This is a genomic window from Ruegeria sp. AB10 (assembly GCF_056542745.1).
In genome coordinates, this window is record NZ_JBQGAI010000003.1 from 317,082 (window position 1) to 341,311 (window position 24,230).

A 24,230-nucleotide genomic window follows, 5' to 3' on the forward strand; every position below is an offset into this window, starting at 1 on the left:
TGATCCAATGTCAGACCGTGGATTTCAGCCCCGTGCATTGGGCGAGATTGCCATTCGTTGCGCCGATATGGGTGCGATGGTCGAATTTTATGAGAATGTAATCGGGCTGGAACGCCTGACCGGCGACCACAACAGCGCCATCACATTCTTTCGCATTGCCGAAGGGTTCGGCGGCCACACGCAGGTGCTGGCCTTGTTTCATCATACGGTTGCCCCGCGGCCCGGTTTGCACCCGAGCGGTGCCAGCAGGCCCGCGACCGGGGCCGGATCCTCGCTGCACCACATCGCGCTGTCCCTGCCGTTTGAGGAACAACAGGCTGTGATGCGCTGGTATGACAAAATCAGCCAGCCTTACCGCGTCGAACATTTCGGCTGGATCGGATGGCGCGGCATCTTCACCGAAGACCCCGAAGGCAACACGGTCGAACTTGTTGCTTATGACCGGTCGATGCTGGATCAGGCCTGATAAGGACGCAGGAAGACGGGTTTGTCTTCTTCTGACAGGTCGGGGCGGTATTCATAGCCGCCGGTGTCGAAATCCAGCAGGCCTTTGGGATCGGTCAGGCGGTGCTGGATGATGTAGCGCGCCATGGCTCCGCGGGCTTTCTTGGCAAAGAAGCTGACGATCTTGGGGGTGCCTGCCTTGTCTTCCATGAAGACCGGGGTGATCACCCGCAGTTTCAGCGCCTTGGGATCGACCGCGCCGAAATATTCCTGACTGGCGCAGTTCACCAGCACGTCCGCGCCAATCTCGACGCCCTGTGTGTTCAGGGCTTTGCTCAGCTGATCGCGCCAGTATTCATACAGGTTCTTGCCGCGGCGGGTTTTCAGCTTGCTGCCCATTTCAAGCCGATAGGCTTGAATCGCATCCAGCGGGCGTAGCACGCCGTAGAGACCGGACAGAATGCGCAAGTGATCCTGCGCCCATGCCATTTCCTCGGTGTCCAGCGAGGCCGCTTCTAGCCCCTGATAGGTATCGCCCGCAAAGGCCAGCGCGGCGGGGCGGGTGACGTCTGCTTCCGGCGCATCGGAAAAGGCGCGATAGCGGTCGCGGTTCAGACGCGCGAGATCATCGCTCAGGTCCATCAGTTTCTTGAGATCGCCCAGCGTCAGGTTGCGGGCGGTTTTCGACAGGCGGATCGCGTCGTCCTGAAAGTCGGGCTGCGTGACTTTGACGTCCCGTTCTGCCCAGTCCAGCCGTTTGGCCGGGGAAATCACTACCAGCATATCCGCCCTCTTCGCTTGCCTGTTCGGGGTATCTAGTCCGCTTGTTGCAAGACGTCCAGAAAAGCGGCCCCAAACCTTTCGTGACGACGATCGCCCAGCACTTGTTCCAACCCGCGCTGATCGCCGGGGCGCAATTGCGCCACCTTGGCCAATTGCGAGGCCGAGCAGGTCAACGGCTTGTCGATCCCGTCGGGGCCGCGCGACAGTTGCGATTGAACTTCCAGCAGCCGGTCATAAATCTCGCCCTGATCGCGCCCGGCTAATTTGCGGCGGGCAGGGTGCACGGTTTCGACCGCACCTGCGATCACCTCAAGGAAGGTATCGCCATAGCGTTCCAGTTTCTTGGCCCCGACGCCGCCGATGCGGGCCATGTCGTCCAGTGTTACGGGCCGGTTTTCGGCCATCTCGATCAGGGTGCGATCGGGGAAAATGACATAGGCCGGAACGCGCGCGCTTTCTGCCAACGCGCGGCGTTTGGCCTTGAGGGCGCTCAGCAGCGGCGCGTCTTCTTCGGACACCATCATTTTGACGGCGGGGCGGCGGGTGGCCTTACGGATCGTATCCTTGCGCAGGCTGATCTGTTCCTCGCCCTTCAGAATCGGCTTGGCGGTCTCGGTCATGCGCAGGGCGCCGTGGCGTTCAGGATCGGGGCGGACAAGGTCGTGGCCCATCATCTGCCGGAAGATCGCCTGCCATTGCGGGCGCGACCACTCTTTGCCGATGCCATAGGTGGACAGTGCATCATGACGGCGGGCGCGGATCTTGTCGGTGTCATTGCCCAGCAGGATGTCGATCAGATGGCCCGCGCCGAACCATTCCTCGGTGCGCAGGATCGCGGACAGGGCCATGCGGACGGGGGTGGTGCCGTCGAACACTTCGGGCGGGGTGTCGCAAAGATCGCATTTGCCGCAAGGCGCGGCCTGTTCTCCGAAATAACCCAGCAGGGTCTGACGGCGGCAGATCAGCGCCTCGGCCAACCCAAGTAAGGCGTTCAGGCGGGCGTGGTCGGCCATGCGCCGTTCGGGCGGGGCCAGCCCCTCGTCGATCTGCGAGCGGCGCAGGCGGATGTCGTCGGGGCCAAACAGGGTCAGCGTTTCAGCCGGCCCGCCATCGCGCCCGGCGCGACCAATTTCCTGATAATACGCCTCGATGGATTTGGGCAGGTCCGCGTGGGCGACCCAGCGGATATCGGGTTTGTCGATGCCCATGCCAAAGGCCACAGTGGCAACGACGATCAGACCGTCCTCGCGGGCAAAGCGGGTCTCGACTATGCGGCGATCTTCGGGGTCCATGCCGCCGTGATAGTGGCAGGCCACGTGGCCCTCGGCGCGCAGGGCTTGGGTCAGCACCTCGGTCTTGTTGCGGGTGCCGCAATAGACGATGCCGGACTGCCCTTTGCGGGCGGCGGCGAAATCCAGCACCTGCTTGCGCGGCCCGTCCTTGGCGGCAAAGGCCAGATGGATGTTGGGCCGGTCAAACCCGCGCAGGAACTTGCGCGGCGCGGTGCCGTCGAACAGTTTCTCGACGATCTCGTCCTGCGTTTCCGCATCTGCCGTGGCGGTGAAGGCCGCTAGAGGCACGCCCAATGCGCGCCGCAGCTCTCCGATCCGCAGGTAATCGGGGCGGAAATCGTGGCCCCATTGGCTGACGCAATGGGCCTCGTCCACGGCGATCAGGTTGACATTGATCCGGCGCAGCATTCCCAGCGCCGACCCGGCGGCCAGCCGTTCGGGGGCCATGTAGAGCAGTTTCAGCCGTCCGGCCTCCAACGCCTCCCACACGGCGTCGGTTTCTTCGGGGGTGTTGCCGGATGTCAGGGCGCCGGCCTCGACACCGGCCTCTTGCAGCCCGCGCACCTGATCGCGCATCAGGGCGATCAGCGGGGAAATCACCACCGTCACCCCGTCGCGCAGCAGGGCAGGCAGTTGGAAACACAGGGATTTACCGCCGCCCGTGGGCATGATGGCCAGCACGTTCTCGCCTGCGGTCACGGCATCGACGATCTCTTCCTGACCGGGGCGGAAGTCGTCGAATCCAAAGACATCTCGCAGCAAAGGCGCGGCGTCGAACATGTGGGGATTGCCCTGTTTTAAGGTTTATCTGCTCTCAAGACAGGACAATCACATACTAGGATTCGGTGAACAAGAGGTCAGACGAAATAGACCATATTGTTGATCAGGATGATCCTCAGCGCGTAGACGCCGACCAGCACGACCAGAGGCGTCAGGTCCAGCCCGCCCATCGAAGGCAGAAAGCGGCGGATCGGGCCATAGATCGGTTCCAGAATGCGGTTCAGGCCGTACCAGATTTGCGCGACCAGCTGTTGATGCAGGTTGAGCACCTGAAAGTTGATCAGCCAGCTCATGATCACATGGGCCAGAATGATGAACCAGACAATGTCCAGGATCAGCAGCAGAATTTGGATCAGCGACAGCATGGGGCCTCCGGAGTATTGGTCTGACGAGACCTAAGCGCCCCCGCGTCAAAGAGCAAGCCCGTGCCAACAGAACGCTTGCGAAACGGGACAAAGGCCCGTCTTATGAACGCAACGATAATCAGGGGCGGTCATGGCAGAGATTTCCAAGCGCAAGCGCATTTGGGGCTGGTGGTTTTTCGACTGGGCCAGCCAACCCTTTCACACCCTTCTGGTCACCTTTGTCTTTGGTCCCTATTTCGCCGGGGTTGCGGCGGGGTATTTCTCGGGCACCGGGTTAGAGCCGCAGGCGGCAGCGGCGCGGGCGCAGACGGTCTGGGCCAACTGCCTGACGATCACCGGGCTGATCATCGCGTTCGGGGCGCCGCTTTTGGGCGCAATGGCCGATGTGTCGGGGCGGCGTATCCCGTGGATATTTGCGTTTTCGGTGATGTATGCGGTGGGCTCGGCGGCGCTGTGGTTCACGATGCCGGATGGCTCGAACATGTGGCTGATGCTGTCGGCCTTTGGGCTGGGCTTTGTGGGTGCGGAATACGCGCTGATCTTCATCAACTCGCAGTTGCCCGATCTGGGCGATGACAACGAGGTCGGAGAGATTTCGGGCTCGGGCTTTGCCTTTGGCTATTTCGGCGGGCTGATCTCGCTGGCGATCATGCTGTTGCTGTTTGTCGAACAGCCCAACGGCAAAACGCTGATCGGGATGGAGCCGATGTTCGGGCTGGACGCCGCCAAGCAAGAGGGAACGCGGTTCGTCGGCCCCTTCACCGCCGGGTGGTTCGTCCTGTTCATGGTGCCGTATTTCCTGTGGGTGCGCGATGATCCGGACAGCAACAAATCGGGCAGCTTTGGTGAGGCGCTGCGCCTGCTGGGCAAATCGATCTCGGACCTGCGCCACCGGGTCAGTCTGGCGACCTATCTGGGCTCGTCCATGTTCTATCGAGACGCGCTGAACGGGCTTTACAGTTTTGGCGGCGTTTATGCGCGGCTGGTGCTGGAGTGGGGGCTGATCAAGATCGGCGTGTTCGGAATTGTCAGCGTGCTGGCCTCGGCTATTTTTGCGTGGATCGGCGGCAAGATGGACAAGAAATACGGCCCTAAACCGGTCATTCTGGTGGCGATCTGGGTTTTGATCTTTGTCTGCATCACCGTGGTGTCGATGGACCGGACGCAGATTTACGGCATCGCGCTGCCTGAAGGCTCGGGCCTGCCGGACATCGTGTTCTTTGGCTGTGGCGTTCTGATCGGCGGTATGGGGGGCATTCTGCAATCGGCCAGCCGCTCGCTCATGGTGCGTCACACCGATCCCAAGGCGCCGGTCGAAAGCTTTGGTCTCTACGGTCTTTCGGGCCGTGCTACCGCCTTTGCCGCGCCCTTGCTGATCGGGATTGCCACAGCTGCCACCGGTAGCGCACGGCTAGGGGTGTCACCGATCATTCTGTTGTTTATTCTGGGCCTGTTCCTAATGCGCTGGGTGAAACCGGAAGGGGATCAGAGCAGATGATTTTACTACGTTTTTTGGCACTAATTGCCGCGATGACATTGGCAGGAACGGCCGGGGCGCAACCCTTGGCCAAGCAATTGTTCGGAGCGCAAAAGCAAAGTTCACAACAAAAACCGGCCGCGTTCGGCAGTTATTCGCGCGGATGTGCCGCCGGGTCGGTGCAATTGCCCGAAACCGGGCCGACATGGCAGGCCATGCGTCTGTCGCGCAATCGCAACTGGGGCCATCCGGTGGCGATCGACTATGTGCAGGACCTCAGCCGGTTTGCGGCGCGGCAGCCGGGGTGGAATGGTCTCTATATCGGGGATATCAGCCAGCCGCGGGGCGGGCCGATGACCTCGGGCCACCGCTCGCATCAACTGGGTCTGGATATCGATATCTGGATGCTGCCCGGTGACAACATGCGTCTCAGCCGAAAGGCGCGCGAGAAAATTTCGTCTGTTTCCCTGCGTCGCGCCAACGGGGCCTATGTGAATGGTAACTGGACGGCACAGCACCACGCAGTGCTGCGCGAGGCCGCCAAGGACAGGCGCGTGGCGCGGATTTTCGTCTTTCCCGGTGCCAAGGTTCAGATGTGCAATGATGAGAAGGGCAATCGCGCCTATCTGCGCAAGATCAGGCCGTGGTGGGGCCATCACTATCACTTCCATGTGCGTCTGAATTGTCCCAGAGGCTCGCGCGGCTGCGTCAATCAGGACCCGCCGCCCACGGGGGATGGCTGTGCCGAGGCGCAGCAATGGGTGCGCAATATCCTCAACCCGCCGCCGCCCGATCCGAACGCGCCGCCGCCGAAGAAACGCCGGGAATATGTTCTGACTGATTTGCCTCAGCAATGCGCAGCCGTCTTGCAATCCAACTGATTGCTGTTCTGCTGGCCGGATCGGTCTGGGCGGTCGAGGTCAAGACGGCCACCCAACTGAACAGCTTTGCGTGGCGGCACAAGGCCGAGTGGTTTGGCGGGTTTTCGGCGCTGCATGTCTCGGATAACGGACGCCAGATGATCGCGCTGAGCGACCGGGCGGTTCTTGTCCGCGCGGCCATCGCGCGGGATGGGGATCAGATCACTGGGGTTCGGATCATCGGAAACTGGCCGGTTCTGTCCAGCAAGGGTCGGCCCTTGTCGGGCGGTACCGGGGATTCCGAGGGCATCGCGGTCGCGCCGGATGGCAGCTATTACATCTCATTCGAATGGCTGCATCGCGTGGCCCGCTATACATCCCCCGATGCCAACGCACGGGTGCTGCCGCGCCCTAAGGCGTTTGAAGACCTGAAACAGAACGGTTCGTTCGAGGCGCTGGCCATCGACAACCGGGGGCATCTTTATACCCTGCCCGAGAAAAGCCGCACCCGGCAGGGTGACATCCCCGTCTATCGCTGGGACGGGCAGGGCTGGTCGACGCCTTTTGTGCTGCCGCAGCGGGGCAAGTTTCTGCCCGTCTCTGCCGATTTCGGACCTGACGGTCGGTTTTATCTGTTGGAGCGCAGCCTGTCGCTGACCGGGTTCCGTACTCGCCTGCGCCGCTGGCAGATCACGGGGGACGTGCCCGGGGACGAGGAAACCCTGTTCACCAGCGGCACCGGCGCCCATGACAACCTCGAAGGGCTGTCGGTCTGGCGCGACGATCAGGGGCGTCTGCGGGCCACGATGATTTCGGATGACAACTTTCTGGCCCTGCAACGCACCGAACTGGTGGAATATCTGCTGCCGGATTGACATGCGGCATCCAAGGGTCTAAACGCACGGCTTGCCTTGGGACGGTCCCTCGGCCAAGTCGCCGCTACCTTGTCAAAACGGGCATCAAAACATGCAACGCGCTTTTATTCCCGGCATTCTTGCCATGGCCGCCATTGTTGTGGCCTCGAACATCCTGGTCCAGTTCCTGATCTTTGACGGGCTGCTGACATGGGGTGCCTTCACCTATCCGCTGGCCTTTCTGGTCACCGACATCATGAACCGCGTCTATGGCGTGGCCACCGCCCGCAAGGTGGTGTTTGCAGGTTTCATCACCGGCATCATCTGCTCGCTGATCGGCAGCCAGATCATGCTGCAGGGTGACGGCTTCACCTATGCCGCCGTGCCGCTGCGGATCGCTGTTGCGTCCGGTACCGCCTTCCTGATCGCCCAATTGACCGACGTGACCGTGTTCAATTCCCTGCGCGGTGGCCGCTGGTGGCGCGCGCCGCTGGTTTCGACCCTGATCGGCTCGGCGCTGGATACGGCGCTGTTCTTCACCATCGCGTTTTCCGCCTCGGTCACGGTCTTTGGGGCCAATGCAGACGCCGCGATCAACTGGGCGTGGGAGCCCGTGCCCTTCATGCTGTCCGGCCCGATGGCCCCGCTTTGGGTGACGCTGGCCTTTGCCGACTGGCTGGTGAAACTGTCGCTGGCGCTGATCGCCTTGATCCCGTTCAAGGTGATCGTTGCACGCCTGTCTGCACAGCCTGCGTAAAAAAACGCTTTGAGAATGGCGCATCTTGTGTCAGGCTCAAAGTTAACCGCAACAGATAGAAAAGGAGGTGATCCAGTGTCGAGAAAGAGATTGGAGAGAGGTGTCGGAACAACCGGGGGGATCGCCTGTTAAGGCAGCCCTTGGTGGAGCGTTCGCTCCGGCTGGTCGATTGATCTAACCGACCCGACCTCCTTACACTTTCGAAGGGCCGTCCCGCCGGGGCGGCCCTTTTTGTTTCTGCCTGTGCCGGATAAGGTCCACCCCATGTTGCGCATCACCGACGATATCACCCTGCAAGACTGGGAAATGACGGAAAGCTTCGTGCGGTCCTCCGGTCCCGGCGGGCAGAACGTCAACAAGGTGTCAACGGCGGTCGAGCTGCGGTTTGAGGCAGCACGGTCGCCGTCCTTGCCCGATCCAGTCAAGAACAGGTTGAAGCGTCTGGCCGGGCGGCGCTGGACCAAGGACGGCGCGATCATCATTCAGTGCGAGGAAACGCGCAGTCAGGCCCGCAACCGCGAGATTGCCCGCGCCCGGCTGGCCGAACTGATCACCCGCGCGCTGGTCAAACCCAAGCGGCGCATTGCGACGAAACCCACCTATGGGTCGGTCAAACGGCGGTTGGCGGCGAAAAAGGCGCGCGGGGACGTCAAAGCGCTGCGCGGCAAGGTCTCGGAAGATTGATCTGGTAGTTTCGCCTCGCCTTGCTAGTCTGACCCGGTAAGGGAGAGCAAGATCATGAGGTTGGAGGGAAAAACCGCAATCGTCACCGGCGGCGCGTCGGGGTTCGGCGCCGGGATCGCGCAAAAATTCCTGTCGGAAGGCGCGCGTGTGATGATTGCCGATGTCAACGGCGACGCGGCCGAGGTTCAGGCCAAGCAGCTCGGACCCAACGCGATTGCGCAGCTGGTGGACGTGGCGGACGCAGCTTCGGTACAGGCCATGGCGGACATTGTGCGGGATCGGTTCGGGCATCTGGACATTCTGGTGAACAATGCCGGCATCACCCATATGCCGATGCCGCTGGAAAAGGTCGCTGAGGACGATTTCGACCGTGTCTTCAACGTGAACATGAAATCCGTCTACCTGACCGCGCGGGCGCTGGTGCCTGCGATGAAAGCGCGGGGAAAGGGGGCGATCCTGAACGTGGCCTCGACGGCGGGCCTGTCGCCGCGCCCCAACCTGAACTGGTACAACGCCTCAAAGGGCTGGATGATCACCGCGACCAAGACCATGGCGGTAGAGCTGGCCCCCTCGGGCGTCCGGGTGAATGCCATCTGCCCGGTGGCGGGGGAAACGCCGCTGCTGAAATCCTTCATGGGCGAAGACACCCCGGAAATGCGCGCCAAGTTTCTGTCGACCATTCCGCTGGGCCGGTTCTCGACCCCCGAGGACATGGCCAACGCGGCCTGTTTCCTGTGCTCGGACGAGGCCAGCATGATCACCGGCGCAGCTCTGGAGGTCGACGGTGGCCGCTGCATCTGACCCGCGCTTCATCTTTTCCAAAATACTCTCGCCGAAGGCAGCGCGCCTGCGCGCTTTCCGGCCTCAACATCAAAGACCGCAATGACCCCCGGACCCAGAAATCTGATCACCGACGTCCCCGGCCTGCGGGTCGGCAACGCGCAGGACGCTGCGCTGAAATCCGGGACAACCGTCCTGACGGCGGATCAGGCCTTTTCCGCTTCGGTCCACGTCATGGGCGGCGCACCCGGGACGCGGGAAACCGATCTGCTGGCTCCTGACAAATCCGTCTCGCAGGTGGATGCGATTACTCTGTCCGGAGGGTCGGCCTTTGGGTTGGACGCCTGTTCCGGAGTGTCGGATGCGCTGCGGGCGCAGGGCCGGGGATACCCGGTTGGCGACACTGTGGTGCCACTCGTACCCGGTGCGATCCTGTTTGATCTGTTGAATGGCGGCGACAAGGATTGGGTCGAAAACCCCTATCGCGCCCTGGGCCGGGCCGCATTCGAAGCTGCTGCTGCGGATTTCGCGCTGGGAACGGCAGGGGCAGGCACCGGGGCAATGACTGCACGGCACAAGGGCGGGCTGGGCTCTGCCTCGCTGGTGCTGGACAATGGAATCACTGTTGGCGCCTTGGTTGCCGCCAACCCGTTGGGCAGCGTCACCACGCCCGGAGATCGTCATTTCTGGGCCGCGCCCTTCGAGTGTAACGGGGAATTCGGCGGATTAGGGCCTGATTCCAGTGCTAGCCTTGGTCAGCCCGCGCCCAGCCTCAAGGCTCAGGCCATGCGCCTGACCGAGCCGGACAAAGGCAACACCACCATCGCCATCGTTGCCACCGATGCCGCGCTGTCGAAACCGCAATGCCAGCGGCTGGCGGTGGCGGCCCATGATGGCATTGCCCGGGCGATCCTGCCTGCCCACACGCCGGGCGACGGCGATCTGGTGTTTGGGGTCGGCACAGGCGCACGTCCGGTCACGGCTGAATCGGAATTGGGGCTGATCGGCCATGCGGCCTCGGTCTGCCTTGCGCGGGCGATCGCGCGGGCGATCTATCTGGCCACTCCGGCAGCGGGCGATCTTTTGCCCTGTTGGTCGGCGCCACATGACTTAAGTTAAGGACGACCAATATGCCGCAGTGGCACAGTGCCGGCGCGCGGCAATCTGCGCGTTGACTCTTTTTTGCGCTGACGGTCCATTCGGCGCAGCCAATTTGTATCGGAGCACAAGCTATGAATCGCATCCTCGCTACCGCAATTATCGGCCTTCTGGCCGCACCTGTTTACGCCGAAGGCGACGCCGAGGCCGGGAAGAAAACCTTCAACAAATGCAAGTCCTGTCACCAAATCGCCACCCCCGACGGCGAGGCAATCGTCAAAGGTGGCAAGACCGGTCCGAACCTTTATGGCATCGCGGGCCGCACTGCGGGCACTGTCGAAGGCTTCAAATATGGCGACAGCATTGTTGCAGCCGGTGAAAACGGTCTGGTCTGGGACGAAGCCACCTTTGTCGAATACGCTCAGGACCCCAAGACATTCCTGAAAACCTATCTGGATGACACCGCTGCCAAATCCAAGATGACCTTCAAGCTGAAGAAGGGCGGCGAAGACGTCTACGCCTATATCGTCAGCGTTTCGGGCGAATAACGCCTGACGCCACGCGTCGCTTAAGGTTACAAAAGGCCGCAGCCCCTGCGGCCTTTCGTGCGCTTGATCACAGGAAAGATCAGCGCCACCTTGGGTATGCGCGATCCGTCATGCCTTGCCCGCATGATTGCGCAAAGCCACGCCGATCCGGCCCAAGTCACTTTCGAATTAATGGCCCTTCAGGCAGATCGGCAGCAGGAGACGACAGATGGGAATCATGATCCCGGCCTGGGTTGATGGCGAATTGACCCCCGTGGACAAGCTTGAGGCGCATGAAAAGGGCCTCAGACACAAGGCTGTGTCCGTCTTTGTCGTCCGCGGCACCGAGATTCTGCTGCAGCGCCGGGCGATGGGCAAATACCACACGCCGGGCCTGTGGGCGAATACCTGCTGCACCCATCCCGATTGGGGTGAGACGCCCTCGGAATGTGCCGTGCGCCGTCTGCGTGAAGAGCTGGGGATCACCGGGCTTTATCCCGAATATCGTCACCGGCTGGAATATCACGCCGATGTCGGCAACAACATGGTCGAGCATGAGGTGGTCGATGTCTTTCTGGCGCATGTGCGTGGCCCGCTGAAAATCGAGCCTAACCCGGACGAAGTCATGGAGATCCGCTGGATCGACTACCACGATCTGCTGGCCGAGGTGCAGCGGCATCCGACGCGGTTCACGCCGTGGCTGAAAATCTATCTGCATAACCATGCCGACACGATTTTTGGTCCCGATCTGATCATCTCGGCCAAGACCTGACGGTACGGCTTGCAAGGGCCGCCCAAGCCGCCTAAATCAACGCGTCATGGCCAAGCAAAAGCAGAACTCAGACCCGAATTACAAAGTCATCGCCGAAAACCGGCGTGCGCGTTTCGACTATGCGATCGAAGACGATATCGAATGCGGCATCGTGCTGGAGGGGTCCGAGGTCAAATCCCTGCGCGCGGGCGGGTCGAACATCGCCGAAAGCTATGCCTCGGTCGATGACGGAGAGCTGTGGCTGATCAACAGCTACATCGCGCCCTACGAGCAGGCGAAGGTGTTCAAACACGAGGAACGCCGCCGCCGCAAGCTGCTGGTGTCGCGCAAGGAACTGGCCAACCTGTGGAATGCGACCCAGCGCAAGGGCATGACGCTGGTGCCGCTGGTTCTGTATTTCAACCACAAGGGCCGGGCCAAGCTGAAGATCGGCATCGCCAAAGGTAAAAAGCTGCACGACAAGCGCGAGACGCAGGCCAAACGTGACTGGTCACGTCAGAAGCAGCGGTTGATGAAGGATCATAGCTGATCCTTCCCCTGGCTCAGAACGCCATTGCCGCCGAAACGGCGCGTTTCCAGCGCTCATAGGCGGCGTCGCGGTCCTCGGCTGACAGTTCCGGTTCAAACCGGCGGTCCAGTGCCCAGGTTTCCGCGAATCCCTGTTGGTCCGGATAAACACCCGCCCGCATCCCGGCCAGCCAGGCCGCACCCAACGCCGTGGTTTCCTGCATGACGGGGCGGTCAACCTCGGCGCCCAGATAGTCTGACAGGCCCTGCATCGCCCAATCCGAGGCGCTGGCGCCACCATCCACACGCAGGGTCACGTCGGTGTCGGCCCCCCAGTCGCCCTGCATGGCGTGCCACAGGTCACGGGTCTGGTAGGCGATGCTTTCCAGCGTGGCCTTGGCAAATTCCGCGCGACCTGAATTGCGGGTCAGGCCAAAGACGGCCCCCCGGCAGTCCGGCTTCCAATAGGGCGCGCCGAGGCCGGTAAAGGCGGGCACCAACACCACATGCTGGTTCGGATCGGCCTGCTGCGCCAGCTCGCCGCTTTCGGGGGCGGTTTCGATGATCTGCAACGCGTCGCGCAGCCATTGCACCGCGGCCCCGGCGACAAAGATCGAGCCCTCCAGCGCATAGGTGCGCTTGCCGTCCAACTGATAGGCAATGGTCGTCAGCAGGCGGTTTTTCGATTCAACCGGCTGGTCCCCGGTGTTCAGCAGGGCAAAACAGCCGGTACCATAAGTGGATTTCATCATGCCGGGCTGGAAACAGGCCTGCCCGATGGTGGCGGCCTGCTGGTCTCCGGCCACGCCCAGAATCGGGATGTTTCCTCCAATTAGGGTCGTATTTCCGAAATCCGAGGCACAATCGTGCACCTTGGGCAGCATGTTCATCGGCACGTCCAGAAGGTCGCAGATCTCGGCACTCCATTCGCCCTTGTGGATGTCGAACAACAAGGTGCGGGCGGCGTTGGTGGCGTCAGTGGCGTGGCTGCGCCCTTCGGTCAGGCGCCAGATCAGGAAACAGTCGATGGTGCCGAACATCAGCTCTCCGGCCTCGGCACGGTCGCGGGCGCCGGGTACGGTATCCAGCAGCCATTTCACCTTGGTGCCCGAGAAATACGGGTCCAGCAGCAGACCGGTCTGGGCGGTGACGTCATCCTCGCATCCGGCCTGCTTGTAGCGGGCGCAGATCTCGGCGGTGCGTCGGTCCTGCCAGACGATGGCATTGTGGATCGGTTTGCCGGTGGTGCGGTCCCAGACCACGGTGGTTTCGCGCTGGTTGGTGATGCCGATGCCCGCGATCTGATCGGGGGTAACACCGGTCGTCTCCATCACTTCGCGGCAGACGCGCAACACGCTTTCCCAGATTTCTTCGGCATCGTGTTCAACCCAGCCTTCCTGCGGGAAATGCTGGGTGAATTCATGCTGCGCGGTGCCTGCGCGCTGCAATTCTGCGTCGAACAAAATGGCCCGCGATGATGTGGTGCCCTGATCAATGGCGAGAATATAGGTCATCCCTCGCGCCCCTCCCGTTGGTTTTGCGGGACTTTAGCGCAAACATCGGCGCGGGGGCCAGAGCGTTCAGACCGGAATGTTGTCGATCAGCCGGACCCCACCCGCCCAAGCCGCCGCAAACAGCCGCGCAGGACGGTCGGCATGAGTCAAAGGCTCCAGCGTGTCGGCGCAGCGCAGGTGGATATATTCGACCTGAGTAAACCCTGCGGCCAGCAGATCGGTTTCGGCCTTTGCGGCCAGCGGAGCGAAGGCAGCACCGGCTTTCAGCGACTGAGCCACGCCCTGCATGATCCGGTGCTTGTTGGCGGCAATCGCCAGCCCATCCGGCGAGAGACGCAGGTTACGTGACGACATCGCCAGCCCCGAAGGTTCGCGCACCGTGGGGCAGCCGATCACCTCGATGGGAATGTCCAGATCGCGCGCCATGCGGCGGACCACCATCAGCTGTTGGTAGTCCTTTTCGCCGAAATAGGCCCGATCCGCCTGCGTCTGCAGGAACAGCTTGGCGACCACGGTGGCGACGCCGTCGAAATGACCGGGACGGAATTCGCCCTCCATCACATCGGTCAGGCCCGCGACAGATATGTTGGTGGCAAAGCCCTGCGGATAGATCTCTTCGGGTTCGGGCACGTAGATTGCATCGACGCCGAAGGGGGCCAGTTTCTGCGCGTCTTCGTGTTCGGTGCGCGGATATTTGGCCAGATCCTCGGGGTTGTTGAACTGTTTGGGGTTCACAAAGATGGTCACGATCACCCGGTCGGTACCGGCCTTTGCAGCCTCGACCAGCGACAGATGCCCCTGATGCAGCGCGCCCATGGTCGGGACCACGCCGATGGTTTCACCGTTGCGGCGCCATTCGGTCGTCAGCGCACGCAGGTCGGCCAGGCGGCGCAGGATGGGGGCTGTCATGTCTTGGGTCCTTTGGAGGGCGCCTGATCCGCGAACACATGCTCGTCGGCCGGAAAGGCGCGGGCGCGCACTTCGGCGGCATATTCGGCAATGGCGGCTTCGGCCTGCGGGCCCAGTTCGGCATAGCGTTTGACAAATTTCGGTTTAAAGGCGGTGAAGAAACCCACCATGTCATCGACGACCAGAATCTGCCCGTCGCATCCGGCAGAGGCACCAATGCCGATGGTCGGAATGGCGACCTCGGACGTGATCCGGTCGGCCAGACCTTGCGGCACCTTCTCAAGCACCACCGAAAACGCACCCGCCTCGGCCACGGCGCGGGCGTCGGCCAGCACGGCCTCGGCCTGTTCGTCCCGGCCCTGCACCTTGTAGCCGCCCAGCGTGTTGATTGATTGCGGCGTCAGGCCGATATGCGCCATCACCGGGATGCCGCGCTTGACCAGAAAGCGGATGGTCTCGGCCATCTCGACCCCGCCTTCCAGCTTGACCGCCCCTGCGCTGGTTTCCGCCATCAGGCGGGCGGCGTTGCGGAAGGCGTCCGCCGGAGAGTGTTCGTAGCTGCCAAACGGCATGTCGATGACCATCATCGCCTTGCCCAACCCGCGCGCAACGGCCTGGCCGTGCAGGATCATCATCTCCATCGTCACGCCCAGCGTCGATTCCAGCCCGTGCAGCACCATGCCCACGCTGTCGCCCACCAGAACAAAGTCGCAATGGGCATCCATCAGCCGCGCCATCGGGGTCGTGTAAGCGGTCAGGCTGACCAGCGGCGTGCCGCCTTTGCGGGCGCGGATGTCCTCGGCATTGGGGGCTTTTTTGTGGGCGGTGGCGCTCATGATTGCTCCTCCGGGGTTCATGTTGCAGCGCGGCATAGCAGATTGAACAAGGTCATAGAAACCCCGGTTGCGCGAACATTTCCTTGATTGACCCGAGGTTTAAAGGGACATTAACCGCAGAATAGCCCGTAAAACAGCGGGTTCAGCCATAAAAACGGTGGGAGATTTTTATGACAAATCAGATGTTGAAATCCTTTGCATCGGCCCTGGCGCTGGGGGTCAGTGTCTTTGCCACCGGGGCGTTGGCCAAATCCGATATCACCATCGCGATGCAGCTTGAGCCGCCGCATCTGGACCCCACAAGTGCTGCGGCGCAGGCGATTGACTCGGTGGTCTATACCAACATCTTCGAGGGGCTGACCCGGTTCATGGGCGATGGCTCGGTCGTGCCCGGGCTGGCCGAAAGCTGGGAAATTTCCGAGGACGGCACCGTCTATACCTTCAAGCTGCGGGATGGTGTGACCTTCCATGACGGCACCGCGATGGATGCCGAGGACGTCAAGTTCAGCCTCGACCGCGCCCGCGCCGAAGACAGTGCCAACGCGCAAAAGCCGCTGTTTGCCGGGATCGAAGCCGTCGAGGTGATCGACCCGCTGACCGTCAAGGTCACCCTGTCCGAGCCGAACGGCAATTTCCTGTTCAACATGGCTTGGGGCGATGCTGTGATCGTCTCCCCCGACAGCATCGAGAACATCAAGACCAGCCCCGTGGGGACCGGGGCCTTTACCTTTGGCAACTGGGTGCAGGGCGACAGTATCACGCTGAACCAAAATCCGGATTATTGGGGCGATCAGCCCGCATTAGAGACTGCAACGTTCAAGTTCATCTCGGACCCGACCGCAGCCTTCGCCGCCATGATGGCCGAGGATGTGGACGTGTTCGACAACTTCCCCGCGCCGGAAAATCTGGCTCAGTTCGAGGCCGATCCGCGCTTTCAGGTGCTGGTTGGCTCGACCGAGGGGGAAACGATCCTGTCGACCAACAACAAGAAGCCTCCGTTCGATGACATCCGGGTGCGGCAGGCGCTGGCCCATGCCATTGACCGTCAGGCGATCATCGACGGGGCGATGTTCGGATATGGCACCCCCATCGGCACCCATTTCGCACCACATAACCCGGCTTATGTCGATCTGACCGGCACCTCGGCCCATGACCCGGAACAGGCGGCCAAGCTGTTGGCCGATGCGGGCTATGCAGAGGGGTTCGAAACCACCCTGCACCTGCCGCCGCCATCCTATGCACGGCGCGGGGGTGAGATCATTGCCGCGCAACTGGCCGAGGTCGGCATCAAGGCCGAGATCATCAATGTGGAGTGGGCGCAATGGCTGGAATCGGTGTTTAAGGGCAAGAATTACGGCCTGACCGTCATCAGCCATACCGAGCCGATGGATATCGGTATCTATGCCCGCCCGGATTACTATTTCCAGTATGACAGTCTGGACGCCCAGACGCTGATGGAGACGCTGAACGCCACCACCGACCCGGATGAGCGCAAGAAACTGCTGGGCGACATGCAGCGGCTGATCTCGACGGATTACGTTAACGGCTATTTGTTCCAACTGCCCAAGCTGGGGGTGGCCAAGGCCGGTGTGCAGGGTCTGTGGAAGAACGCGCCGACCGCCGCGATTGACCTGACCCAGATCAGCTGGTCCGAGTAACCCGTTCCGGGGCCGCAGCCGGCCCCGGTTTCCTGTTTCCGAGTACGCCCGACAATGAACCTGGTCCGCATCCTCTGTCTTGTTGTTGCCTGTCTCTTTGCCATTGGTGGTAAGGCGCAGGCGCAAATTGGGCTGGAAGGCGGGGTGGGACCGCTGGTCGGTACGCCGGAAAACCCGCTGCGTGTGGGGATCGGCATTCGTATCGATCAGGTCACCAGCGTCGATCAAAAGGCCGAGAATTATGGCGCCGTCGTTGTTCTGCGGGCCGAATGGACCGATCCTGCGCTGGCCTTTGATCGCGATGAGGTCGGGCGCGAGTTTCAGGTCTTCAACCCGCCGGCCCTGGCCGATCACGCGCGGGGGCGGGGCGCGATTGTCCCTGCGTTTGTCATCCACAACCAGCAATCCAACAAATGGATCCACGAATCCGCGGCCTCGCTGCGCCATGACGGGCATGTGGTCTATGTCGAGAAATCCTCGCTGACCTTGCAGGCGCCGCATTTCGATTTCCGCAAGTACCCGTTCGACACACAGGAGTTCTTTTTCGAGGTCGTCTCGGTCTTTCCGTCCGACTACGTGTCCTTTTACCCGCTTGAAGAATACTCGGGCCTCGGTGACATGCTGGGTGAAGAGGAATGGATACTCGACAACCCCCGTGTCGAACGCTCGACCGTGATCGGATTGTCCGGTCGGGACAGCGATCAGGTGGCGCTGGCCTTCGAGGGCAAGCGGCATCTGACCTATTACGTGATCCGGGTGTTCCTTCCGATGCTGGTTCTGATCACCGTCGGTTGGGCGCTGTTCTTCCTTGACGAATACCGCCGCCGGATCGAGATCGCCGGGGGCAATCTGCTGGTCTTCGTGGCTTTCAACTGGGCCATTTCCGCCGATCTGCCCAAGCTGGGCTATCTGACCTTTCTGGATTTCATCCTGCAATGCATGTTCCTGATGACCGGGGCGCTGATCGTGTTCAACGTCGCCTTGCGCAAACTGAAAGTGTCCGGGCGCGAGGGTGCGGCCAGAAAGCTGGACAATTACGCGATCAAGTGGATTTACCCGCTGGGTTACGCCGCCATCGTGGCCTACGCGATATTCATCTATCTTCTGGTGCCCTAGGCGCTGGACCCGCGCGGGTTGTGTGCCTAACGTGGCCTCGATGCTGCGCTATGCCCTCAAACGTCTGATTTCACTGCTGATCAGCCTGGCCGTCGCCTCGGTGGTCATCTTTGCGGTGATCGAGGTCGCGCCGGGTGATCCGGCCTCGTTCATGCTGGGCGTAAACGCGCAAGAGGATACCCTGACGGCGTTACGGGCCGAGCTTGGGTTGGATGTTTCCAAGGCGCAGCGGTATTTCAATTGGGTCGGCGGGATGCTGATGGGGGATTTCGGCACCTCCTACACCTATCGCACGCCCGTATCGCAGATGATTGCGGACCGGATGTGGGTCTCGCTGCCGCTGGCGTTGTATGCGCTGACGCTCTCCACCCTGATCGCCTTTCCCGCCGGGATTTACGCCGCCGCGCGCCGGGGCAAACCCGGTGACCTGACGGTTATGGGGGCGACGCAACTGGGCATCGCGGTGCCGAATTTCTGGTTCGCCATGATGCTGGTGCTGATCTTTGCCATCAACCTGCGCTGGTTCAATGCGGGTGGGTTCGCGGGCTGGGATCAGGGGGTCTGGGTCGGCCTGCATTCCCTGACCCTGCCCGCCATTGCGCTGGCCCTGCCGCAAGCGGCCATTCTGGCGCGGGTGATGCGGTCTTCGCTGCTGGATATTCTGGGAGAGGACTTCGTGCGCACCGCCCGCGCCAAGGGCCTGTCGCGCCGTCAGGCGCTGTGGCGGCACGGGGTGCGCAACGCTCTGATCCCGGTACTGACCATCATCGGGCTGCAGTTTTCCTTCCTGCTGGCGGGCTCGATCATCATCGAGCAGGTGTTCTATCTGCCCGGCCTCGGGCGGCTGGTGTTTCAGGCCATCTCGGCCCGTGACCTGATCGTGGTGGAATCGGTGGTCATGCTGCTGGTCTTTGCCGTCATCATGGTGAATTTCATGGTCGATCTGGCTTATGCCGCCGTAGACCCAAGACTGCGGAGCCGGGCATGAGCCGCAATCTGATCCTTGGTGCACTGTTGTCCTCGCTGGTCCTGCTGGCGGCCTTGGTGTCCTTTGTCTGGACGCCTTACGACCATGCGGCGTTGGATATCCCCAACAAATTGCAGTCACCCAATGCGCAGCATTGGTTCGGCACGGATCACTTCGGCCGCGACATGTTCTCGATGATCATGGTGGGCGCGCGCACGTCCATTGCGGTGGCGCTGGTGGCGGTGGGTATCGGCATCGGCTTGGGCGTTCCGCTGGGGCTGACGGCGGCCGCGCGCAAGGGGTCGTGGCTGGATGAGGTCATCATGCGCGGCAATGACCTCGTCTTTGCCTTCCCCTCGCTGGTCATCGCCATCCTGATCACCGCCGTGTTCGGGGCCGGAGCGATCAATGCCATCATCGCCATCGGCATCTTCAACATCCCCGTCTTTGCCCGCATCACCCGCGGCGCCGCGCTGTCGCTGTGGGAGCGGGAGTTCATCCTCGCCGCCCGCGTGTCGGGCAAGGGCGCGGCGCGGATTTCGGCGGAACATATCCTGCCCAATGTTGCCAACCTGCTGATCGTGCAGGGCACCATTCAGTTCTCGCTGGGGATACTGGCCGAGGCCGGCTTGTCCTATGTCGGCCTTGGCGCCCAACCGCCCACGCCCAGCTGGGGCAGGATGCTGGCCGACGCGCAGACAATGGTCAGTTTTGCCCCGCATTTGGCTCTGATTCCGGGTCTGGCAATCATCGTCACGGTGCTGGGCCTGAACCTGTTGGGCGACGGGCTGCGCGACTGGCTGGACCCTCGGATACGGGTGGCGCGCGCATGAGTTTGTTGCAGATCGAAAACCTCTCTCTGTCGATCCACGATGCGGACATCCTGAAACAGGTCAGCCTGTCCATCGACCCCGGTCAGATCGTGGCCGTGACCGGGGAAAGCGGCTCGGGCAAGTCGATGACCGCCTTTGCCGTGATGCAATTGCTGCCAAACGGGGCTGAAACGCGAGGCGTGATCCGGCTGGAAGGGCAGGACCTGCTAAACCGCCCCGAGGGCGAGATGTGCGCCTTGCGCGGTGCCGCGATCGGCATGGTGTTTCAGGAGCCGATGACGGCGCTGAACCCGGTCAAGACCATTGGCGATCAGGTGATGGAGACGATCCTGATCCACAAGGCCCTGCCGCGCCCGCAAGCGCAGGCGCGCGCGCAGGAGGTTCTGACCCGCGTCGGTCTGCCGCCCGACCGCTTCCCCCTGTCCCGCTATCCGCATGAGCTGTCCGGTGGCCAGCGCCAACGCGTTGTGATCGCAATGGCCATCGCCCTGCGCCCCAAGCTGCTGATCGCGGACGAGCCGACAACCGCGCTGGACGTGACCACACAGGCTCAAATCCTTGATCTGCTCAAAGGGCTGGTGCGCGAATACGGCATGGGCTTGCTGATGATCACCCATGATCTGGCCGTGGTGGCGGATATGGCGGATCAGATCGTGGTGATGCGCCGCGGCGAGGTGGTTGAAAGCGGCGCCACCACCGATCTGCTGCGCAACATGCAGCACCCTTACACGCGGATGTTGTTTGAGGCTTCGGGCCATCAGGTGGCGCTGCCCGAGACGGCGGCTGAAACTCCGCTGTTGACGGTCGCAAAGGTTGTCCGGGATTACCGCCTTCCGCGAAAGCGCCTGTTCGACAAACCGGCCCTGCATCGCGCTGTGGATCACGTCAGCTTCACCCTTAATCGCGGTGAGCGGCTGGGGCTGGTGGGCGAGTCCGGATGTGGAAAATCGACCCTAACACGCGCAATTTTGGGGCTGGAAGAGGTGCAAAGCGGTGACATTCGCCTGGATGGGCACCCCGTCTTTTCAAACCACAAGCCGAACCCGGAGGTGCGGCGCAAGATGCAGGTGGTGTTCCAGGACCCCTATGGCAGCTTCAATCCCCGCCACAAAGTCGCGCGGCTGATTACCGAGCCGTTTTACCTGCTGGACGCACTGCCTGCAGGTTCGGACAGGCAGGACCGCATCGCCGAGATACTGACCGCCGTGGGCCTCAGCCCGGATGACGCGGGCAAATACATCCACGAATTCTCGGGCGGGCAGCGGCAGCGCATCGCCATCGCCCGCGCCCTGATCATCCGCCCCGAACTGATCCTGTTCGATGAGGCGGTCTCAGCGCTGGACGTCTCGGTCCGGGCGCAGATCCTCGACCTGCTGGCCGAGCTTTGCGCCGCTTATGACCTGACCTATCTGTTCATCAGCCACGACCTGAGCGTAGTGCGCACGATCACGGACCGGGTGATGGTGATGCAGGCGGGCCGGATCGTAGAACAGGGCGAAACCGAACAGGTCTTTGCCAACCCGCAGCACCCCTACACGCAAGCCCTGATCGAAGCCGCGCCCATCTTGCCCGGTATCGGCAAAAACGTCGCATAAATCCTTTTGTTAGAGCCTGAAAGGAGGCCCAAATGTCCAACCCCCTCTGGTTCAATCCCGGCCTGTGTCTGATCGGCGGCAAATGGGTCAGCCCTACCTCTCAGGCGGATATTCCATTGATCAACCCGTCGGACGGGTCCGAGATTTGCCGGATTGCGCGGGGGGGCGCGGCAGATATCGATGCCGCCGTGCAGGCCGCGCGCGCCGCGCTGCAAGGCGATTGGGGGCATAAAACCGCGCTGGAACGGGGCCGTATCCTGACCCGGTTGGGTCAGTTGGTTCTGGACCGCGTGGATGATCTGGCGCGGATCGAGGCGATGGATGTAGGCAAGCCGCTGACCCAGGCGCGGGCGGATGCGGTGGCCCTGGCGCGGTATTGCGAATTCTACGGGGGTGCAGCGGACAAGGTAATGGGCGAGACGATCCCCTATCTGGACGGCTACACCGTCTATACCCTGCGCGAACCGCATGGGGTGACCGGCCATATCGTGCCGTGGAACTATCCGATGCAGATCATCGGCCGTTCGGTCGGGGCAGCGCTGGCAATGGGTAATGCCTGCGTGTTGAAACCGGCGGAAGAGGCCTGTCTGACCGCATTGGCCTTTGCCCATCTGGCGCAGGAGGCTGGTTTACCTGCGGGCGCGTTGAACGTGGTGCCCGGCTTGGGGGCCGAGGCCGGGGCCGCACTGTCCGGGCATCCGGGCGTCGACCATATCTCGTTCACCGGCTCGGTCGCGACGGGAGCGCTGGTGCAGCAGGCGGCAGGGCGCAATGTGGTGCCGGTGACGCTGGAATTGGGCGGGAAATCCCCGCAATTGGTGTTCGACGATGCCGATCTGGACGCCGCGCTGCCGTTTCTGGTCAATGCGGGCATTCAGAACGCCGGGCAGACCTGCTCGGCCTCATCGCGCATTCTGGTGCAGCGGGGGGTGTATGAGCAGGTCAAAACCCGCATGGCGGCGGCCTATGCCGATCTGACCGTTGGTCCGGCGCATGAGGATTTGCGGGTTGGTCCGCTGATCTCGGCCCGGCAGAAAGAGGTCGTGACCGGGTTTCTGGCCAAGGGCTCTGATCTGAGCATTGCCGGGCGGGGGCGGATCGTTGATCACGCCTCGGCGCAGGGTGCGTATGTCCGGCCAACCTTGTTTGCCGATGTTCCACCCGACCACGTTCTGGCGCGCGACGAGATTTTCGGCCCGGTTCAGGTTCTGATCCCCTTCGACACCGAGGAAGAGGCCGTGCTGATCGCCAACAGCACCGATTACGGGCTGGTCGCCAGCATATGGACCCGCGATGGCGCGCGGCAGATGCGGCTTGCGAAACGGCTGCGCTCGGGGCAGGTGTTCATCAACAATTACGGCGCCGGCGGGGGTGTTGAATTGCCGTTCGGCGGCGTGGGTAAATCAGGCCACGGCCGCGAAAAAGGGTTCGAGGCCCTTTACGGGTTCTCGCAACTGAAAACTGTCGCGGCTTTCCATGGTTAGGGTCTAAACGATCACCTCGATCGGTTCCTGCGCACCGACACCGAACACCCTTTTATAGCGTTCGATTTCGTCCTGCGGCCCCATCGCCTTTTCCGGGTTGTCCGACAGTTTCACGGTCGGGCGACCATTGGCCGACACCGCCTTGCAGACCAACGAGAACGGCGCCAGCGCGTCATCCGGCACCAGTCCACGGAAATCATTGGTCAGCAGAGTGCCCCACCCGAACGAGACCTTGGTGCGGTGAGCGAACTGGCCGTGAAGCTCGCGGATCTTGTCCACGTCCAGCCCGTCCGAGAAAATCACCCGTTTCTGCGTCGGGTCCTCGCCGCGCGAGTTCCACCAGTTGATCGCAATTTCGGCCCCGGCCGCCGGATCGCCGCTGTCGACGCGGATACCGGTCCAGCCCGCAAGCCAGTCGGGCGCATTGTCCAGAAAACCCTGCGTGCCATAGGTGTCGGGCAGGATGATGCGCAGGTTGCCGTCATGTTCGTCATGCCAGTCGCTGAGGACCTCATAGGGCGCCTGTGCCAGCGCCTCGTCGGTTTCGGCCAGTGCGGAATAGACCATGGGCAGTTCATGGGCGTTGGTGCCGATGGCTTCGACCTCGCGCCGCATGGCGATCAGGCAGTTCGAGGTGCCGGAAAACGCCGACCCCAGCCCTTCGATCATCGCCTGTACGCACCAGTCCTGCCACAGGAAGGAATGCCGACGGCGGGTGCCGAAATCAGCAATGCCGAGGCCATCGATGTCCCGCAACTGCTCGATCTTTTCCCACACGCGGGTCATGGCGCGGGCATAGAGCACCTGCAACTCGAACCGGCGCATGTCGTTCAGAACCGCGCGGGATCGCAGCTCCATCAGCACCGCCAGCGCGGGGATTTCCCACAGCATGACCTCGTGCCACTTGCCCTCGAAGGTCAGCTCGTACTGATCACCCTTGCGTTCCAGGTGATAGGGCGGCAGGCGCAGGTTCTCGAACCACTCCATGAAATCCGAGCGGAACATCTGCCGTTTGCCGTAGAATGTATTGCCGCGCAGCCAGGTGCTTTCGCCCCTGCTGAGGCTGAGCGATCGGATGTGATCCAGCTGTTCGCGCAGTTCGCCTTCGTCGATCAGCTGGGCCAGCGGAATGTGATTCGACCGGTTGATCAGCGAAAACACCACATCCGTTTGGGGCTTATTTCGAAACACTGACTGGCACATCAGCAGTTTGTAGAAGTCAGTGTCGATCAAAGACCGGACAATCGGGTCAATCTTCCATTTATGATTGTACACGCGTGTCGCAATATCGACCATTGTGGAACTCCTGCGATTTCCGTTGTTAGATCAATAGGTGCG

General features: G+C 62.0%; 24 protein-coding genes. 17 read left to right on the top strand and 7 right to left on the bottom strand.

Features of this window, described 5'->3' with window-relative positions; translation table 11 throughout:
• Nucleotides 1–7 precede the first annotated feature (7 nt).
• Nucleotides 8–466 (top strand): VOC family protein, encoded by a 459-nt coding sequence (locus ACR0NT_RS08995; protein ID WP_170444157.1) that lies wholly within the window; start codon nucleotides 8–10, stop codon nucleotides 464–466.
• On the opposite strand, the gene yaaA is transcribed toward ACR0NT_RS08995, so the two are convergent.
• The 3 genes from yaaA to ACR0NT_RS09010 form a co-directional block, all read right to left on the bottom strand.
• Nucleotides 457–1,227 (bottom strand): peroxide stress protein YaaA, encoded by a 771-nt coding sequence (gene yaaA, locus ACR0NT_RS09000; protein WP_170444154.1) that lies wholly within the window; start codon nucleotides 1,225–1,227, stop codon nucleotides 457–459. The two genes, ACR0NT_RS08995 and yaaA, sit on opposite strands and share 10 nt — an antisense overlap.
• A gap of 32 nt (nucleotides 1,228–1,259) precedes the next feature.
• The gene (gene recQ, locus ACR0NT_RS09005; RefSeq protein ID WP_170444151.1) at nucleotides 1,260–3,299 is read right to left on the bottom strand and encodes a DNA helicase RecQ; all 2,040 of its coding nucleotides are present in this window, start codon (nucleotides 3,297–3,299) and stop codon (nucleotides 1,260–1,262) included.
• Nucleotides 3,300–3,376: 77 nt separating this feature from the next.
• Entirely contained in the window at nucleotides 3,377–3,664 is a 288-nt protein-coding gene (locus ACR0NT_RS09010; protein ID WP_170672828.1) for a YggT family protein, read from the bottom strand.
• A 130-nt stretch (nucleotides 3,665–3,794) separates the two neighbouring features.
• On the opposite strand from ACR0NT_RS09010, the gene ACR0NT_RS09015 reads away from it, so the two are divergent.
• From ACR0NT_RS09015 to smpB, 10 genes are all read left to right on the top strand, one after another.
• Nucleotides 3,795–5,162: an MFS transporter gene (locus ACR0NT_RS09015; RefSeq protein WP_170444146.1), complete on the top strand. Its 1,368-nt coding sequence runs from the start codon at nucleotides 3,795–3,797 to the stop codon at nucleotides 5,160–5,162.
• The gene (gene mepA, locus ACR0NT_RS09020) at nucleotides 5,159–6,022 is read left to right on the top strand and encodes a penicillin-insensitive murein endopeptidase (RefSeq protein ID WP_170444143.1); all 864 of its coding nucleotides are present in this window, start codon (nucleotides 5,159–5,161) and stop codon (nucleotides 6,020–6,022) included. Before ACR0NT_RS09015 ends, mepA begins: the two co-directional genes overlap by 4 nt.
• Nucleotides 5,995–6,876 (top strand): esterase-like activity of phytase family protein, encoded by an 882-nt coding sequence (locus ACR0NT_RS09025; RefSeq protein WP_170444140.1) that lies wholly within the window; start codon nucleotides 5,995–5,997, stop codon nucleotides 6,874–6,876. Before mepA ends, ACR0NT_RS09025 begins: the two co-directional genes overlap by 28 nt.
• A gap of 91 nt (nucleotides 6,877–6,967) precedes the next feature.
• Nucleotides 6,968–7,612, top strand: a complete 645-nt coding sequence (locus ACR0NT_RS09030; RefSeq protein ID WP_170444137.1) for a queuosine precursor transporter — start codon at nucleotides 6,968–6,970, stop codon at nucleotides 7,610–7,612.
• A gap of 264 nt (nucleotides 7,613–7,876) precedes the next feature.
• Nucleotides 7,877–8,296: an alternative ribosome rescue aminoacyl-tRNA hydrolase ArfB gene (arfB, locus tag ACR0NT_RS09035; RefSeq protein ID WP_170444134.1), complete on the top strand. Its 420-nt coding sequence runs from the start codon at nucleotides 7,877–7,879 to the stop codon at nucleotides 8,294–8,296.
• A gap of 54 nt (nucleotides 8,297–8,350) precedes the next feature.
• Entirely contained in the window at nucleotides 8,351–9,097 is a 747-nt protein-coding gene (locus ACR0NT_RS09040; protein ID WP_170444131.1) for an SDR family oxidoreductase, read from the top strand.
• An 81-nt stretch (nucleotides 9,098–9,178) separates the two neighbouring features.
• A complete protein-coding gene (locus tag ACR0NT_RS09045) occupies nucleotides 9,179–10,195 on the top strand; it encodes a P1 family peptidase (protein WP_170672830.1) in 1,017 nt (338 codons plus the stop codon).
• Between the two features lie 113 nt (nucleotides 10,196–10,308).
• Nucleotides 10,309–10,722 carry a c-type cytochrome gene (locus tag ACR0NT_RS09050; protein ID WP_170326301.1) on the top strand — a complete coding sequence of 138 codons (414 nt, stop codon included), beginning with the start codon at nucleotides 10,309–10,311 and terminating at the stop codon, nucleotides 10,720–10,722.
• Between the two features lie 208 nt (nucleotides 10,723–10,930).
• Nucleotides 10,931–11,473: an isopentenyl-diphosphate Delta-isomerase gene (gene idi, locus ACR0NT_RS09055; protein ID WP_170444125.1), complete on the top strand. Its 543-nt coding sequence runs from the start codon at nucleotides 10,931–10,933 to the stop codon at nucleotides 11,471–11,473.
• 46 nt (nucleotides 11,474–11,519) lie between these two features.
• A complete protein-coding gene (gene smpB / locus ACR0NT_RS09060; protein ID WP_170326303.1) occupies nucleotides 11,520–12,002 on the top strand; it encodes an SsrA-binding protein SmpB in 483 nt (160 codons plus the stop codon).
• A gap of 13 nt (nucleotides 12,003–12,015) precedes the next feature.
• Here smpB and glpK read toward each other — a convergent pair whose 3' ends face one another.
• The 3 genes from glpK to panB all read right to left on the bottom strand — a co-directional run bounded on the left by glpK (nucleotide 12,016) and on the right by panB (nucleotide 15,239).
• On the bottom strand, nucleotides 12,016–13,494 hold the full coding sequence (glpK, locus tag ACR0NT_RS09065; RefSeq protein ID WP_170444122.1) for a glycerol kinase GlpK: 1,479 nt from the start codon (nucleotides 13,492–13,494) through the stop codon (nucleotides 12,016–12,018).
• 66 nt (nucleotides 13,495–13,560) lie between these two features.
• The gene (gene panC, locus ACR0NT_RS09070; RefSeq protein WP_170444118.1) at nucleotides 13,561–14,403 is read right to left on the bottom strand and encodes a pantoate--beta-alanine ligase; all 843 of its coding nucleotides are present in this window, start codon (nucleotides 14,401–14,403) and stop codon (nucleotides 13,561–13,563) included.
• The gene (gene panB / locus ACR0NT_RS09075) at nucleotides 14,400–15,239 is read right to left on the bottom strand and encodes a 3-methyl-2-oxobutanoate hydroxymethyltransferase (protein WP_170444115.1); all 840 of its coding nucleotides are present in this window, start codon (nucleotides 15,237–15,239) and stop codon (nucleotides 14,400–14,402) included. Before panB ends, panC begins: the two co-directional genes overlap by 4 nt.
• A gap of 170 nt (nucleotides 15,240–15,409) precedes the next feature.
• Between panB and ACR0NT_RS09080 the strand changes: the two genes are divergently transcribed.
• From ACR0NT_RS09080 to ACR0NT_RS09105, 6 genes are read left to right on the top strand one after another with little or no spacing between them, the layout of a single operon-like run.
• The gene (locus ACR0NT_RS09080) at nucleotides 15,410–16,897 is read left to right on the top strand and encodes an ABC transporter substrate-binding protein (protein WP_170672832.1); all 1,488 of its coding nucleotides are present in this window, start codon (nucleotides 15,410–15,412) and stop codon (nucleotides 16,895–16,897) included.
• Between the two features lie 54 nt (nucleotides 16,898–16,951).
• Nucleotides 16,952–18,013 (top strand): ligand-gated ion channel, encoded by a 1,062-nt coding sequence (locus tag ACR0NT_RS09085; protein WP_170672835.1) that lies wholly within the window; start codon nucleotides 16,952–16,954, stop codon nucleotides 18,011–18,013.
• Nucleotides 18,014–18,053: 40 nt separating this feature from the next.
• On the top strand, nucleotides 18,054–19,001 hold the full coding sequence (locus tag ACR0NT_RS09090; protein ID WP_170672836.1) for an ABC transporter permease: 948 nt from the start codon (nucleotides 18,054–18,056) through the stop codon (nucleotides 18,999–19,001).
• A complete protein-coding gene (locus ACR0NT_RS09095; RefSeq protein WP_170672838.1) occupies nucleotides 18,998–19,813 on the top strand; it encodes an ABC transporter permease in 816 nt (271 codons plus the stop codon). Before ACR0NT_RS09090 ends, ACR0NT_RS09095 begins: the two co-directional genes overlap by 4 nt.
• The gene (locus ACR0NT_RS09100) at nucleotides 19,810–21,408 is read left to right on the top strand and encodes a dipeptide ABC transporter ATP-binding protein (RefSeq protein ID WP_170672841.1); all 1,599 of its coding nucleotides are present in this window, start codon (nucleotides 19,810–19,812) and stop codon (nucleotides 21,406–21,408) included. The genes ACR0NT_RS09095 and ACR0NT_RS09100 overlap by 4 nt, the downstream gene beginning before the upstream one ends.
• Nucleotides 21,409–21,440: 32 nt before the next feature.
• Nucleotides 21,441–22,892, top strand: a complete 1,452-nt coding sequence (locus ACR0NT_RS09105; protein WP_170444101.1) for an aldehyde dehydrogenase family protein — start codon at nucleotides 21,441–21,443, stop codon at nucleotides 22,890–22,892.
• 3 nt (nucleotides 22,893–22,895) lie between these two features.
• On the opposite strand, the gene pncB is transcribed toward ACR0NT_RS09105, so the two are convergent.
• Complete coding sequence (gene pncB / locus ACR0NT_RS09110; RefSeq protein ID WP_170444099.1) at nucleotides 22,896–24,188, bottom strand: nicotinate phosphoribosyltransferase; 1,293 nt, start codon at nucleotides 24,186–24,188, stop codon at nucleotides 22,896–22,898.
• Nucleotides 24,189–24,230 lie beyond the last annotated feature (42 nt).